Source organism: Butyrivibrio hungatei (assembly GCF_001858005.1).
GTDB lineage: Bacteria > Bacillota > Clostridia > Lachnospirales > Lachnospiraceae > Butyrivibrio > Butyrivibrio hungatei.
The window spans coordinates 630,001-644,613 of sequence record NZ_CP017831.1; the positions used below are offsets into that span (position 1 = coordinate 630,001).

13 protein-coding genes, 5 tRNA genes and 1 rRNA gene (1 of these 19 only partly in view) are annotated in these 14,613 nt (G+C 41.3%); 13 read left to right on the forward strand and 6 right to left on the reverse strand.

What is annotated here, in order from left to right; all coding sequences use genetic code 11:
• The 6 genes from bhn_RS03320 to bhn_RS03345 all read left to right on the forward strand — a co-directional run.
• Positions 1 to 984 (forward strand): 23S ribosomal RNA (locus bhn_RS03320); it begins 1,878 nt to the left of the window's first position.
• A 109-nt stretch (positions 985 to 1,093) separates the two neighbouring features.
• A tRNA-Asn gene (locus bhn_RS03325) sits at positions 1,094 to 1,166 on the forward strand.
• A 31-nt stretch (positions 1,167 to 1,197) separates the two neighbouring features.
• Positions 1,198 to 1,269: transfer RNA gene (locus bhn_RS03330), tRNA-Glu, on the forward strand.
• Positions 1,270 to 1,273: 4 nt separating this feature from the next.
• Positions 1,274 to 1,347, forward strand: a tRNA-Ile gene (locus tag bhn_RS03335).
• 42 nt (positions 1,348 to 1,389) lie between these two features.
• Positions 1,390 to 1,462: transfer RNA gene (locus bhn_RS03340), tRNA-Val, on the forward strand.
• Positions 1,463 to 1,517: 55 nt separating this feature from the next.
• A tRNA-Leu gene (locus bhn_RS03345) sits at positions 1,518 to 1,603 on the forward strand.
• Positions 1,604 to 1,617: 14 nt separating this feature from the next.
• Here the strand turns inward: bhn_RS03345 and bhn_RS03350 are convergent.
• Entirely contained in the window at positions 1,618 to 1,980 is a 363-nt protein-coding gene (locus bhn_RS03350) for a helix-turn-helix domain-containing protein (protein WP_071175359.1), read from the reverse strand.
• Positions 1,981 to 2,104: 124 nt separating this feature from the next.
• On the opposite strand from bhn_RS03350, the gene bhn_RS03355 reads away from it, so the two are divergent.
• Positions 2,105 to 3,238 (forward strand): PDDEXK nuclease domain-containing protein, encoded by a 1,134-nt coding sequence (locus bhn_RS03355; RefSeq protein ID WP_071175360.1) that lies wholly within the window; start codon positions 2,105 to 2,107, stop codon positions 3,236 to 3,238.
• A 238-nt stretch (positions 3,239 to 3,476) separates the two neighbouring features.
• A complete protein-coding gene (gene thrS / locus bhn_RS03360) occupies positions 3,477 to 5,237 on the forward strand; it encodes a threonine--tRNA ligase (RefSeq protein WP_071175361.1) in 1,761 nt (586 codons plus the stop codon).
• A gap of 206 nt (positions 5,238 to 5,443) precedes the next feature.
• Here thrS and bhn_RS03365 read toward each other — a convergent pair whose 3' ends face one another.
• From bhn_RS03365 to bhn_RS03375, 3 genes are read right to left on the reverse strand one after another with little or no spacing between them, the layout of a single operon-like run.
• The gene (locus bhn_RS03365) at positions 5,444 to 6,133 is read right to left on the reverse strand and encodes a hypothetical protein (protein WP_071175362.1); all 690 of its coding nucleotides are present in this window, start codon (positions 6,131 to 6,133) and stop codon (positions 5,444 to 5,446) included.
• 6 nt (positions 6,134 to 6,139) lie between these two features.
• On the reverse strand, positions 6,140 to 6,376 hold the full coding sequence (locus tag bhn_RS03370) for a helix-turn-helix transcriptional regulator (protein WP_071175363.1): 237 nt from the start codon (positions 6,374 to 6,376) through the stop codon (positions 6,140 to 6,142).
• The gene (locus tag bhn_RS03375) at positions 6,369 to 6,848 is read right to left on the reverse strand and encodes a hypothetical protein (protein ID WP_071175364.1); all 480 of its coding nucleotides are present in this window, start codon (positions 6,846 to 6,848) and stop codon (positions 6,369 to 6,371) included. Before bhn_RS03375 ends, bhn_RS03370 begins: the two co-directional genes overlap by 8 nt.
• Before the next feature lie 161 nt (positions 6,849 to 7,009).
• Between bhn_RS03375 and bhn_RS03380 the strand changes: the two genes are divergently transcribed.
• Together bhn_RS03380 and bhn_RS15905 are read left to right on the forward strand one after the other, a co-directional pair.
• Positions 7,010 to 7,828, forward strand: coding sequence for an MBL fold metallo-hydrolase (locus bhn_RS03380; RefSeq protein WP_071175365.1), 819 nt, complete (start codon positions 7,010 to 7,012; stop codon positions 7,826 to 7,828).
• 42 nt (positions 7,829 to 7,870) lie between these two features.
• Positions 7,871 to 8,776 (forward strand): NUDIX domain-containing protein, encoded by a 906-nt coding sequence (locus bhn_RS15905; protein WP_236845959.1) that lies wholly within the window; start codon positions 7,871 to 7,873, stop codon positions 8,774 to 8,776.
• Positions 8,777 to 8,836: 60 nt separating this feature from the next.
• On the opposite strand, the gene bhn_RS03390 is transcribed toward bhn_RS15905, so the two are convergent.
• Positions 8,837 to 10,114, reverse strand: a complete 1,278-nt coding sequence (locus bhn_RS03390; protein ID WP_071175366.1) for an endo-1,4-beta-xylanase — start codon at positions 10,112 to 10,114, stop codon at positions 8,837 to 8,839.
• Between the two features lie 760 nt (positions 10,115 to 10,874).
• Between bhn_RS03390 and bhn_RS03395 the strand changes: the two genes are divergently transcribed.
• The 3 genes from bhn_RS03395 to sdaAA are packed head-to-tail and all read left to right on the forward strand — an operon-like array spanning position 10,875 to position 13,566.
• Positions 10,875 to 11,981, forward strand: coding sequence for a hypothetical protein (locus bhn_RS03395; protein WP_071175367.1), 1,107 nt, complete (start codon positions 10,875 to 10,877; stop codon positions 11,979 to 11,981).
• A gap of 20 nt (positions 11,982 to 12,001) precedes the next feature.
• Positions 12,002 to 12,670, forward strand: a complete 669-nt coding sequence (gene sdaAB, locus bhn_RS03400) for an L-serine ammonia-lyase, iron-sulfur-dependent subunit beta (protein ID WP_071175368.1) — start codon at positions 12,002 to 12,004, stop codon at positions 12,668 to 12,670.
• Between the two features lie 8 nt (positions 12,671 to 12,678).
• Complete coding sequence (gene sdaAA, locus bhn_RS03405) at positions 12,679 to 13,566, forward strand: L-serine ammonia-lyase, iron-sulfur-dependent, subunit alpha (protein WP_071175369.1); 888 nt, start codon at positions 12,679 to 12,681, stop codon at positions 13,564 to 13,566.
• Positions 13,567 to 13,585: 19 nt separating this feature from the next.
• Here the strand turns inward: sdaAA and bhn_RS03410 are convergent, their stop codons facing one another.
• Entirely contained in the window at positions 13,586 to 14,608 is a 1,023-nt protein-coding gene (locus tag bhn_RS03410; RefSeq protein ID WP_071175370.1) for a glycosyltransferase family 2 protein, read from the reverse strand.
• Between the last annotated feature and the right edge of the window lie 5 nt (positions 14,609 to 14,613).

The following is a 14,613-nucleotide window of genomic DNA, read 5'->3' on the forward strand; positions in this document are numbered from 1 at the left end:
AACGGTCCTAAGGTAGCGAAATTCCTTGTCGGGTAAGTTCCGACCCGCACGAAAGGCGTAATGATTTGAGCACTGTCTCGGCAATGCACCCGGTGAAATTGAAGTACCAGTGAAGATGCTGGTTACCCGCGCCAGGACGGAAAGACCCCATGGAGCTTTACTCCAGGTTGATACTGGGGTCCGGTACCATATGTACAGGATAGGTGGGAGACTAAGAAGTAGTGACGTCAGTTGCTACGGAGTCGCTGTTGGGATACCACCCTTATGATGCTGGGCTTCTAACCAAGGATCTTGAAACAGGTCCGGGGACAATGTCTGCCGGGGAGTTTGACTGGGGCGGTCGCCTCCGAAAGGGTATCGGAGGCGCTCAAAGGTTCCTTCAGAATGGACGGAAACCATTCGCAGAGTGCAAAGGCAGAAGGGAGCCTGACTGTGACACCGACGGGTGGAACAGATACGAAAGTAGGACTTAGTGATCCGGTGGTATGAAAGTGGGATTGCCATCGCTCAACGGATAAAAGCTACCCTGGGGATAACAGGCTTATCACTCCCAAGAGTTCACATCGACGGAGTGGTTTGGCACCTCGATGTCGGCTCATCGCATCCTGGGGCTGTAGCAGGTCCCAAGGGTTGGGCTGTTCGCCCATTAAAGCGGTACGCGAGCTGGGTTCAGAACGTCGTGAGACAGTTCGGTCCCTATCCGGCGCGGGCGTAGGATATCTGAGAGGAGCTGTCCTTAGTACGAGAGGACCGGGATGGACGGACCGCTGGTGTATCAGCTGCATCGCCAGATGCATAAGGCTGGGTAGCCACGTCCGGAAGGGATAAACGCTGAAGGCATCTAAGCGTGAAGCCCCCCTCAAGATGAGATATCCCTGCTTCGGCAGTAAGACCCCTTGGAGAGTACGAGGTTAGATAGGCACAAGGTGTAAGCACGGTAACGTGTTCAGCTGATGTGTACTAATAGGTCGAGGGCTTATCCAAAACGCAAGTATAGGAAAATGGATTTAGATATCAGTGTTCGGTTTTGAAGGTACAAAGCAAAAGGACCATGCAGTAGCATGGCATTTTGTATATATAGTATCTTTAATAATCCTCCTTAGCTCAGTCGGTAGAGCATTCGGCTGTTAACCGAAGTGTCGTTGGTTCGAGTCCGACAGGGGGAGCTAAAAAAAGACTGTTACTACGGTCTGATACGGCTCCGTGGTCAAGCGGTCAAGACATCGCCCTTTCACGGCGGTAACACGAGTTCGATTCTCGTCGGAGTCACTCAGGAGATTTAGCTCAGTTGGTTAGAGCAACCGGCTCATAACCGGTCGGTCCCGGGTTCAAGTCCCTGAATCTCCACTAGGTTTCTGTATTGAAATCATTACCCAGTTATTTAAATTAGGGGTCTTAGCTCAGCTGGGAGAGCATCTGCCTTACAAGCAGAGGGTCACAGGTTCGAGCCCTGTAGGCCCCACTCGCGATATGTCTAGGCATATCGCGAATTTTTTACCAATTAAATATGGTAGAATGCCGGCGTGGCGGAATTGGCAGACGCCCGGGACTTAAAATCCCGTGGGTAGTAATACCCGTACCGGTTCGATCCCGGTCGCCGGCATTAAAAAAGAGAAGCTATTGCTTCTCTTTTTTTTGTTTATTTTCTGACTGAGTTATTTTTTTAAAATACGCTAATAGTCTTTTTTCCAGATCCTTATCTTTTTGCATTGAATTAACAAATGAAAAGATTTCCGGATCTTCAGATGAAGAAATCGTTATTGTACTTGGCGATGGATCATCAGTCAAACCATAAAGATAGTCAGAAGTAGTGTTGAAAGTTGATGCAATGTAACATACTGTTTGGAAAGAAGGCTCCCTCTGTCCATTTTCATAACGTCCATAGCCCATTGCAGACATATTGAGCTTTCTGGCTGCTTCAGCTTTGTTTATACCTAATTGTTCACGTAGTCTTATTAGTCTTTCAGCTTTGAATTCCATAGACACCTCATTTCTATGTTGACAAATAACCATTGGTTATGTATTATTTAATAACCGTTGGTTATATTATAATCAAAATAATATATTTTTCAAGAATATAAATAAGGAGAATCAGTAAGTAATTATGGATCAAAGATACAGAGATGCTGTAGATCTCATTAAAACTGCAATACTTCAGAGTCAATATGAAGCTGCAAGGTCAGTAAATGAGAAACAACTAATGCTATATTATGGAATAGGGAAATACATATCGCTAAATTCTCGTAATGGATTTTGGGGACAGGGCGCAATTGATAATATTAGTGAACAACTTACGAGAGAATTACCAGGACTTAGAGGCTTTTCTGCTAGAAATATCAGAAATATGCGTACTTTCTATGAGGAGTGGACTGTTCTAGACAACGATAAAATGAACAACGACAATTTGGCAGTTGCAACTGCCAAATTTGAATATGAGTGTGAACTGGCAATTTGGCAGTCACAACTGCCAAAATTAGAGGGCTTTCCTATTGAAGAGTTTTTGGCAATCAGTTTTACCAATCACATTCTGATTATTTCTAAGGTGAAAGAATATGAGAAAAGAATTTTTTATATAAAAAGGTGTGCTACAGAGCATCTTTCGGTAGAACAACTCAAGCAGAGCATAGCGGAAGATGATTATTTACATCAAGGAAGATTGTCAAATAATTTTTCAAAAGCTGTGAACCCATCGCTTCAGGCTTTTAAAGCGATTAATACATTTAAGGACGAATACCTTTTGGATTTCATCAACGTGGAGGAGATAGATGTTCGTGATGCGGCAGACATAGATGAGAAGGTTGTTGAGAACTCAATTGTTAACAATGTAAAGAATTTCATTCTTACTTTTGGAAAGGATTTTGCATTCGTTAGTAGTCAGTATCACCTGGATGCATTCGGAGAAGATCAATATATCGATTTGCTTTTCTTTAATAGAGAATTGAACTGCTTGGTTGCAGTAGAACTTAAAAGAGGAAAGTTTAAAACTTCATATTTAGGACAACTTCAGGGATATCTGAGTGTGCTGGATGGCTTTGAGAAGAAAACGCATGAGAATCCTGCCATTGGTCTTATTTTGTGTAAGGATATGAATAAGTCATTTGTGGATTATGTTATACAGGATTATTCAAAGCCTATGGGTGTTGCAACATACAAAACATCAAGGGATATGTCAGAAGAGCTGAGGAAAGCATTGCCAAATATAGAAGAATTGAAGAGATTGCTTGATACAGAAAATTAAGAAGAATGACAGACGAAAACCATTCCTGAGCTGTAATGCTGAACATCAGTAAGCGTTACCGTATGCCTGCGTCAAAGGATAGGATTTGTTAGAATCTGAAGTGAAAAGTTAAGGTGGAACCGTGCATCATGCACCCTTAAGATCAAAGGATCTTTTGGGTGCTTTTTTAGTTTGAAAAACACTATTTCTTATGTTGTTGCAGATACTAATAATCTATTCTAGAAAGGAGCAACACATTATGAAAGTATTACAAAGAGATGGTCAGGTGATGGAGGTGTCTTTTGATGACAATTATGGAAAGAAAGCTTTTTGGCATACAAGTGCTCATGTCCTGGCACAGGCTGTAAAGCGTCTTTATCCGCAGGCAAAGTGCACCATAGGACCTGCAATTGAAAATGGTTTCTACTATGATTTTGATTTTGGTTTTTCTTTTAATGAAGATAACCTGGGCGCAATAGAAGATGAAATGCGAAGGATTATCAAGGAATCCTTATCGTTACAGGTATATGAGATGTCAAAGAAGGATGCCATCTCATATATGGAAAAGGCGGACGAACCATTCAAACTTGAGATGATAAGAGAACTTCCTGAAGGTGAAGTGATTTCTTTTTACAAACAGGGAGATTATGCGGAATTCTGTGCAGGTCCACATATCGTCAATGTAAGTCACATTAAGGCGGTTAAGCTTCTATCGGTAGCAGGGGCATACTGGCGAGGAGATGAGCACAATAAGATGCTTACAAGAATTTACGGAATCTCTTTTCCTAAGGCATCTTTGATGGATGATCATCTTCACCAGCTTGAAGAGGCTAAGGCAAGAGATCACAGAGTGCTGGGAAAAGAACTTGAACTGTTTGCGCTGATGGATGAAGGGCCAGGACTTCCCTTCTACTTCCCCAAGGGACTTGTACTTAAAAATCTTCTGATTGACTATTGGAGAAAAATACATGTTCGCGAGGGATATCAGGAAATATCCACACCTATAATGCTGACAAAGGCGCTTTGGGAAAAGTCAGGCCATTGGGTTCATTACAGAGATAACATGTATGTAACAAGCGTGGATGATATGGATTATGCCATTAAGCCGATGAACTGCCCGGGAGGAATGCTGGTCTATAAGTCTAAGCCTCATTCATACAGGGAGTTTCCAATCAGATGCGGAGAACTTGGAATTGTCCACAGAGCAGAGAAGTCCGGTACACTGCACGGACTCATGCGCGCAAGATGCTTTACACAGGATGATGCACATATCTTTATGCGCGAAGACCAGGTTCTTTCTGAGATTCAGGGTGTAATGAGGCTTATAGATGAAGTTTATTCTAAGTTCGGCTTTCCATATGAGATAGAGCTTTCTACAAGACCAGAGAATTCCATCGGAAGTGATGAAGACTGGCAGTTGGCAACAGAGTCACTTAAGGTAGCAGTAGAGGGAATGGGAAAACCATATAAGATAAATGAAGGTGATGGCGCATTCTACGGGCCTAAGCTTGATTTCCATGTGAAGGATTCTATTGGAAGAACATGGCAGTGCGGAACAATACAGCTTGATTTCCAGCTTCCGCAGAGATTTGATCTTGAGTACATAGGCGAAGATGGTAAGGAGCATCGCCCAATCATGCTTCATAGAGTTGTGTTTGGCTCAATAGATCGTTTCATGGGTATATTGATAGAACACTATGCCGGTAAATTTCCTGTCTGGCTTTCACCTGTGCAGGTTAAGGTGTTGCCAGTATCTGATAAATACCTTGATTATGCAAAAGAAATCATGGCAAAGCTCTATGAAGAGGGAATACGTGCAGAACTAGATGATCGTGATGAAAAGCTTGGCTTTAAGATTCGCGAAGCAAGAATGCAGAAGGTTCCTTACATGATAATTGTCGGGGAAAAAGAAAAGGATAACCGTCTTGTCTCTGTCAGACAGCGTGACGCTGAACAGGATAAACAGGAAATTGGGGAGATGGATATGGCAGATTTCATTGATTTGCTGAAAAGAAGTTGAGGATTACTATGAATAATATGTTTAGTGTACAAAAGAAAGGCAAGGCCGGCGAAGCCCCTTTCTCTGCGGATTCGCGAGATTACTAAAAGTTCGATCCCGGTCGCCGGCATTAATGAGTTTAGTCGCAAACTTAGTTTGATCTAGGTTTGCGATTTTTTTATTCTGTAGGAAATTACATAGAAAAGGGTGTACAAAGAATAAACTGCTTACTGATAATTTACGGTTATAGTTCCAAGCATTATTTTATCCAAAACTTTATCATTGGTAATAACTGAATGTCCCGGTAAAATGTTTTCCTGATAATATGCTCCATCCCAGTTCATTAGCTTTTCCGGAGGATCAGCGTATCCAGTGAAGTTCAGGACTTTTGCAAGATTGTTGGAGTATTTCCTTGCGATAGTTTGTTTTATTCTCATGTTGATAAGGATATTTTTATCTACACCTGTCTTAGCAAGCTGATAACCATTCATGCTGTTTAAGATCATCTCAGCTTCGGCTATAGCTTGTTTTTCTTCCTCACTACTTAGTACAACACCATCAGAAAGAGCTTTTTTATAATAAATCTCGTCTGATATACAGCTGTTTACAGCGTACTTCTTGGCATAGTCGCAAACAAACTGAGAATCCAAACCTGCGGAAAAATGAGTATTCCACCAATGCTTTGGGTTCTCAGGATCATACAAAAGAGCCTGATCTTGAACAAACTCTTCAACTAAATATATGTAATATCCAAATTCTCTTAAAGTTATCTCACTGTCATCAACTGTGATAAGCGGCTCATCAAGATGGTCTTCGTAAACAAATCTGCTGAGTATTTTTCCACATGTGGCGGCAATAATCAGGAAGCAACTAAATATGATGAGTCCGATAATGCTTTTTTTATTAGCTTTTTGCATAAGATTTTATCCATCCTGTCTAAAAAGTTCTATAAATTCCTTTTTTCCTGGTACCCAGGCTTTTTCATAAATGTGTGTGAAATGATTTTTGACTGTCTGCTCTGAAATGCCGAGCATATAAGCGATTCTACGATTGGAAAACCCGGCTACTTTTAGGTAGCCGAGTTCGAGTTCCCTTGTGGTAAGCCCCAAATTACGGGCGATATTCAGATATTGTGCTTTTGTGATTCCAGAATCAGTCATTTTCCATATCCATTTCTTCATTCATTTTGCGCTCAGCATTAAGCTTAAGAGGGAGAAGAAAGAACTCTATAATAACTGCATAAAAGCCTGCAAGGAAGCAGATAGCAAGGCTAGGTCCAATTGTTTCTGGCTTGGAGATATTTCCCAAAACGAGTATTGCTGATATTATGATAGCAAACAGAGATCCAAAGACAACAAGTTTCTGAGCAGCACCTACTGCTTCAATGATATTTTTTAACTCAAGGAGCCTGTATTCTTTTATTCCTACAGAGAAAGACTTTAAGAAATCTTTCCACTCTCCTATGATGATGAGACCGGGAATCAGTGTAAGTATAATAACTAGCAGCGAAGGCAAGTCAAAAAACCATGCCATAACTGAAAAACCAAAGTTGGATCCAAGTGTGCTGATCAAAAAAACTGCAATAAAAAGCAAAAGTTCTCCCAATAAAACGGTACGTATATTCTTTTTCATTAGTATTCTCCTTTTTTATTCTCATATCAAAATAGAAGTACTTCTAATATGACGTTATCATATGTGTGAAAAGAAATATATAGTACCTTTTTGCTTGCTAGTAAAACTGGAACATATTGTGATATGCTGATGGTGTATGAAAAATAAACGAGGGGAAAGTTATGGAGACGAAACTTACAGTAGTTGTTGATAATATTTCAAATGAAGATCTGCAGGGAGAATGGGGATTTTGCATACATGCAAAAGTTGGTGAAAATAATGTACTTATAGATACTGGTGCGTCTAATCTTTTTGCTGAGAATATGGAAAAGCTTGGACTTAATATTGCAGATGTAGACTATGGCGCTATCAGTCATGCTCATTATGATCATTCTAACGGACTTCAGTATTTCTTTGATCACAATGATAAAGCTAATTTTTATTTAAGAGAATCAGCAGCAGAGAACTGTTACCACAAGAAATTTATTTTCCACTTTTATATAGGTCTTCCAAAGCATATCATCAAGAGAAATCCCGACAGACTCAAATTCGTATCAGGTGATTACAAGCTTTGTGAAGGTGTTTATCTTATTCCTCACAAGACTCCAGGATTGGAAGCCATTGGAAAAAGAGAAATGATGTATGTTCGTACAAAGAAGGGCTGGAAGCCAGATGATTTTTCACATGAACAGAGCGTTGTAATTGATACTGATAAGGGGCTTGTGATCATTAACAGCTGTTCTCATGGCGGAGCTGTTAATATCATAAACGAAGTGAAAGAAACATTTCCTGACAAGCATATCTATGGACTTATTGGAGGTTTCCATTTATACAATAAATCAGAAGAGGAGGTAAAGACTCTTGCTGAGGGTATAATCAGCACTGGTATTGATTACGTTTGTACTGGTCATTGCACCATGAATAGAGCTTATCATATTCTTAAAGATATTCTTGGGGACAAGCTTGAACAGTTACAGGTTGGTAAAATAATTGAAATTTGACACTTAAACTAATTAGAGATGACTGAATAATGAGGTGGTTACATGATAGAGAAGTCATGCGGGGCAATTGTTTTTACTATACGAAGAGAACAGATCTTTTACGTGATAGTCGAGGAAGATTCAGGATTTCATAGCCTTCCCAAGGGACATGTTGAAGAGGGTGAAAATGAGGAACAGACAGCAATCCGTGAGATAAAGGAAGAGACAGGACTTGAGCTTGACCTTATCCAGAATTTTAGGATGGTTGATGAATATGTGCCAAATGAGAGACCTGATGTTACAAGGCAGATCGTATATTTTCTTGCTGAGTATCTAGATGAAGAGCCTTGTATTGTAAGGCCTGATGAAGTTAGGTCTATCAAGGTTCTTAATCTTGAGGATGCGCTTAAGACTCTTGAATATGATGGAGTCAGAAATATCTTAAAGGCAGCAGACAAATATATCAAAGAGCACATAAAGGGAATAGAGCTTTGGGATGCTTATAATAGAGATTTTACAAAGATACCTGGTGAGACTCTTGTAAGAGGCGAGGGGATTCCTGAGGGACAGTATCATCTTGTTGTAGATATAGCGGTTAAGCATGTTGATGGCACTTATCTTATGATGCAGCGTGATTTTAAGAAAATGCATGGCGGACAATGGGAGTTTACAGCAGGTGGGTCAGCTTTTAAAGGTGAGGAACCTTTAGGCGCCGCTAAAAGAGAGCTTTCAGAAGAAACAGGTATCACAGGGAAAATAGAAGAGATTGGAAGAGTTGTACAAGATGAAAACAGGTCTCTTTATGTGATTTATTTCTGTGAAACTGATGCAAAAAAAGATAGCGTGGTACTTCAAAAAGGAGAAACTATTGACTTTAAGTGGGTCAGCAGAGAAGAGCTATATTCATTTAATGAATATGAACTGGCGTCATTAAGGCCTCTTAAAATGGTAAAAGAAAAGAACTTATAAGAAAATGCCTAAGTAGGAAGGATAACATCCACTGCTTAGGCATTTCTTTATGTAAAAAAATCAGTAGTTCTCCATAGCCTCTTTTATCTTGAAATAAGCAGGCTTAGGCTCGTAGTTCATATCAAAGATTCGTGTATTGGTTGAATCTCCTTCTCTGTAGTGGTCTACAAGTCCAAATAATGTTACGTTCGTGATGTTTGCTGGGCCGCCAGCTTCTTTATCCATATCGTGGAGAAGCTTAAATACTTCGCCGTATCTTTCACCCTGTTTTTCAATAAGAGCGTCGGTTTCGTTGTCAATTCCGATGGAAAGCTCAGTTACGTGGATCTCAAGGTCAAGCTCTGAAAATTTCTCGATGGCTTTTTTGATAGCTTCGTCCTTGGGATAGTCAATTCCCCAATAGCCCTGCATTCCAATACCATCAATGAGTCCTTTTTCTTTAAGGCGACTGCATAGAGCGTAGATTCCTTCTGTCTTTGGCTCCTGATAGGTGTTGTAATCATTGTAAAAGAGCTTTGCTCCGTCAGTTACGTATTTTCTGGCGTAGGTAAATGCCATCTCAACATAGTCTTCGCCTATGGTCTCGTACCATGGGTTTGGCTCGTCTCCGGTCTTTACTCTGCATTTAAAGAAGCTGTCTGGATCGCAGGCATCTGGCTCTACAGCTTCATTTACAACGTCCCAGCAATAAACAACACCAGGATATTCTTCCTGAACGTGAGTTACCAGCTGCTTAATATAGCTTTCCATTCTAAGGAGCATAGTGTCTTTATCCACATATTCGCCTTCGTCTGTATAGCCTTCTCTAAAGAACCAGTTTGGAGCTTGTGTATGCCATACAAGGGTGTGACCGCGCATCTTCATGCCGTTTTCCTGGCACCATTTCAAAGTAGGGTCAATGGAAGCAAAGTTAAGAGCAGGTTCTTCATTTCCATCTTTGAGATTTGCCTGAGAGCCGAACTGGTCGAGAATGTAGCAGCTCTTCATAAGGTTTGTCATGGTGCAGCTGTTAAAGTGATACTCGCACATTTCCATGTAATGTGGGATGTTTAATGTTTGATTTTCAAGACTGCTTCCATTTATGCCCACGCCGAGAGTGAAGTAATCGCTGCATAGGTCTTTTAATGGAGCATAGTCAGTGTACTCTGTCTGCACATCAGCAGATTCCTCTGAACTTGAAGCTTCTGCAGCTAAGACATCGTTGGCGCTTTCTTCTATATTTGTACTTTCAGTAGCGCTTACGTTTGTACTTGGATCAGTATTTGTCACAGCAGAGCTTGCACATCCTGCAAGGAGCGTGACTATCAGAGCACCTGATAAAAGAGTTTTTATTTTCATGTTAGCCTCCCAAAGTCAGTAGTTTTTTGCTTTTAATAAAATATACAGTATCATGGCGTTATCCACTAACCACAACTTGTTACCTGGTTGATATAAATTGCTAATTTGTTACCATTCACAGTTTGGGGGTAGCCGCTGGCTGGTTCACTGGGGCCGCGCCCTGCCTCTGCCTAGTTCAGCTAAGTGGGGCCACCAGCCCAAAGTTTGTTTTTGTGAATCTCTGAGGATTTTTCTATGTTCATGAGCGTTATATTTCTTACTTTAAATTCTGTTTTTGAAACACTGTCTGAGTCTTTGATGCCATTTTTGCTGTAAAGTTTTGTTTTGCCCTCATCAAAAAAAACGATACTTTTCTATGTGCTCATGCAGCTTTTGTTTTAATACGCATGCTCTTGCTAAACGCAAACCGCATGCGCTTCAAAAGCTGCTTATGAGCACAAGAAAATGGCGTTTTTTTGAAATCGTTCAAACCCAAAACTTTACATGCAAAAAATGGCAATCAAAGGCGAGTTTGTTTCAAAGAATTTAAAGTAAGAAATACAATGCCATGAACATAAAAATCCAAAGGATGAACAAAAATAAACTTTAGGCTGGCGGCCCCACTTAGCTGGACTAGGCAGAGGTAGGGCGTGGCCCCAGTGAACCAGCCAGCGGCTACCCCAAAACTGTGAATGGTAACGCTAATTTTTGTCACGGGTACATTTTAAACGTATAATAGTACTATATTGGAAAACATGAATTTAAATGAGGAGAAGATAAAATGAAAAAGAATAGCTGGATCATTTTAGCGCTGATAACTGTTTTGACAACTGCCTGCGGAACGTCTGGTGGTACAAGTGCAGATGGAAATAGTACGGAAAAAGAATCTTTGGAGGCTCAAAATGAAGCCCAGGTAGAAGGTAATTCTTTTGCTAATGATTTTATAGAGATGACGATTCCTTCAGAGTTTGACGGAATTTGTAGAGTTGAAAATGAGCCTGACAGATTATCAGTTATCTACAAGGAAGGCGAGGATGCTGGCTATGGCGGACTTGAGTTTTATGTCTGGGTAAGAGAAGTTACTCCTGATTACGCAGGAGGACCTCAGATCAAGATCGGCGAGCTTGTTTCTGCTGATGGCAAGGACTACGACGTGGTTGTAGGTTATCCTTCAGAGGTTCAGTGGGATTTTAATAAATCCTATTCTATGCCTGAGGATTATAAGAGAATCGCAGATGCAGAAAAAGATATCTGTAATACAATTCAGGCAGTTAATGGCGCAACATATAAAGCTGGAGCCGGAATACACGGTGAAGACCTCTACGGAGACGTACTTGATAAGTATGTAAAGGCTGTATCAGAAGGATGGGATGCAAATAAGCTTGAAGAGGAAAAGATGAGCCCTCAGTTTTATGAAGTTGCTACCTTTTCAGAAGGTAGTGCAGGTGATAGAATTGGATTTGCTTATCTTGATGTAAATCTTGACGGTGTAGACGAACTCTTCGTTGGAGAGATTGCAGAAGGCGACTTTAAGGGCGTTGTCTATGATATCTATACAGTAGTTAACAGACAGCCACAGCTTGTAGTCAGCGGATCAGCCCGAAACAGATATTTTGTATATGATAACGCATTTATTGTTAATGAGTATTCTGGCGGCGCAGCTGAGAGCGGAAGCATGGTTTACAATCTTGATTACAATACTACAGAGATGACTCTTCAGTGGGGAACCAAGTATGATGGCTATGAAAATGAGGCTCAGCCTTGGTTTATCACATATGATGGAGAAGAGTGGGAAAACGTAACTGAGGAAGACTACAACAACAGAGTTGCAGACACAAGCAAGTACGTGAGATTTGACTACACACCACTTTCATCTTTGGCAAAATAATTGAAAAAGGTTTTTATCGGATGAATGTTTTTGACATAATCGGACCAGTAATGATCGGACCTTCAAGTTCGCATACAGCGGGAGCTGTGAGACTGGGCCGAGTAGTTAATAAGTTAATAGATGACAGGCAGCTAAAAAAGGTTGAGATCGTGCTCTCAGGCTCTTTTGCCAGAACCTACAAAGGACATGGCACGGATAGAGCTCTCCTTGCTGGTATCATGGGTTACAAGAGCTATTCTCCTGAGATCAGAGATGCTCTTACCATCGCAGCTGAAAGAGGCATCGAATACTCTTTTTTCAAAGAGGATATAAAGGGAGCGCATCCTAATACTGCCAAGATCCATTATTATCTTACAGATGGCACCGAGGGAGTCATGCAGGGAGCCAGCATTGGTGGAGGTAATATCCTTGTAAATCAGATCAATGGCATGTCTGTTGAGTTTAATGGTGATAACAATACGTTACTTGTAATGCATGAGGATAAACCTGGCGTAATTGCAGCAGTTACTAACCTTATGCACTGGGAACATGCAGATCTTAATATCTCGAATTTCCATCTTTCCAGACAGGAGAAGGGCGGAGATGCCATCATGACTATTGAGATCGACAATCAGCCACAGGAGACACTGGTGGACGATATCAGACAGATCGAACATGTCACAAATGCTATCTTGATCAGAAGGATTTAATTGGATATATGCTAAGATATGAGACTATTGCTGAGCTTGTGAGCGAAGCTGAGAAAAGAAATATTAAAATAAGCGAGCTTGTGCTGGAAGACCAGGCAAAGGCCATGGAAAAAGAGCCTTCCAAGCTTTTTGATAAGATGGCTACAGACTTTGACATTATGGTGGAGTCTGTAAAAGCAGGATCTAAGAAGGAACAGAGCTCTATGTCAGGACTTACTGGCGGTGAGGGCTTTCTTATGAATGACTATGTGAAAAGAACTGGCGGCGGACTTAGCGGTGAGCTTATGACCAAAGCAATGGGAAGGGCTCTTTCTGTTGCCGGATGTAACGCTTCCATGGGCAAGATCGTTGCAACTCCTACAGCAGGAAGCTGCGGCATTCTGCCAGGATGCCTTGTCACTTTGTATGAGGACAGGGGATATGACAAAAATGACGTTATCATGTCACTTTTCACAGCAGGAGCCTTTGGAATGGTGATCGCAAACAGGGCAAGTATCGCTGGAGCAAATGGCGGATGTCAGGCTGAGTGCGGAAGCGCAGCAGCTATGGCGGCAGCAGCTCTTGTGGAGCTTATGGGTGGAACACCTTCAGAGTGTGCAGATGCTTGTGCTATTGCAATATCAAGCCAGATGGGACTTGTGTGTGACCCTGTGGCTGGACTTGTGGAAATTCCTTGTATCAAGAGAAATGTGTCAGGCCTTATGATAGCTTTTTCTAGCGCAGATATGGCTCTTGCAGGGATAAAAGCCAAGATTCCTGTGGATGAGTGCCTTGATGCCATGAAGGAAGTTGGAGATGCTATGGTACCGGCGCTTAAGGAGACTGCAGTTGGCGGGCTTGCCGGAACACCTACTGGTAAGAAGTTAAAAGAAAAAGTTTTTGGCTCAGATAAATAAAAAAGCCGAAAGACCTTTGTTAGTTGGTCTTTCGGTCGTAAGCTGTGATGATAGCTTTTGTTACGGCTACTACTACAGGGTTTGGATGCTTAATGCAGTAATATAACAATTTATTAGCTTTTGAGGTGACATCTACTTTGGTGGATGTCACTTTTTTTCTGATATCAGGTCTTAAGAAGAGCTTTTTGACGCGGGCGGCAGTGTCTTTATCAGGGCAGCGAAGCTCGTTTTTGAGGATTACAAGGAGCATGATGATGAACTCTCTATCCATCTGTGCTTCGTAGCCGTCAACTTTTTTATCTGCAAGGATCTCTCTAAAGGTCTTGTCTGTGAGCTCAAGGTTTGGAAGAAGCTTTGGATTATAGTTGTGAACTATGGATTCACCTACAAGTCTGTAGTGATAGAAGTAGCTTCCTTCTGCTATTACGAGGCGCTGACAGTCGCAAAGGCATGGGAGAGTAATATTTACGTCTTCGCTCATGGAAATGGCTGTGTTGCAGTACTTTAGATTGTTAAGGAGCAGCTCTTTTGATATGAGCTTCATGCATCTTGACATAGTCACAGGGCGGATCTCTGCACCAAGGAGACCTTCACAGATCTTATCGAGGTCCTGTCTGAAATATACGCCAGGTTTAAGTGTCTGGGTTTCTTTTCTTCTTTCGTTGTTTTTTTCAACAATATAATTACTTGAGATGATTTCTGATGTGGCAAAAGAACTGTCGGTGAGAGCATAGAGAGATTCCGCCATTTCAGTATCTACCCAGTCGTCACTGTCAACGTAACATAGATAATCTGAAGTAGCGGCTTTGGAACCACAGATCCAGGCTGACATGAGACCACCATTTTCCTTGTGAATCACTCTTACGCGGGAATCTTTGGCAGCGTAGTCGTCGCACATCTTTGGACATATGCCATCTGTAGAGCCATCATCAACGAGGATTATCTCTATATCTGAAAGAGTCTGATCTAAGACAGACTCCACGCATTTATCTAAGTATTTAGATGTATTATAGATCGGGATAATAAAGCTTATCTTGGACATTTGTT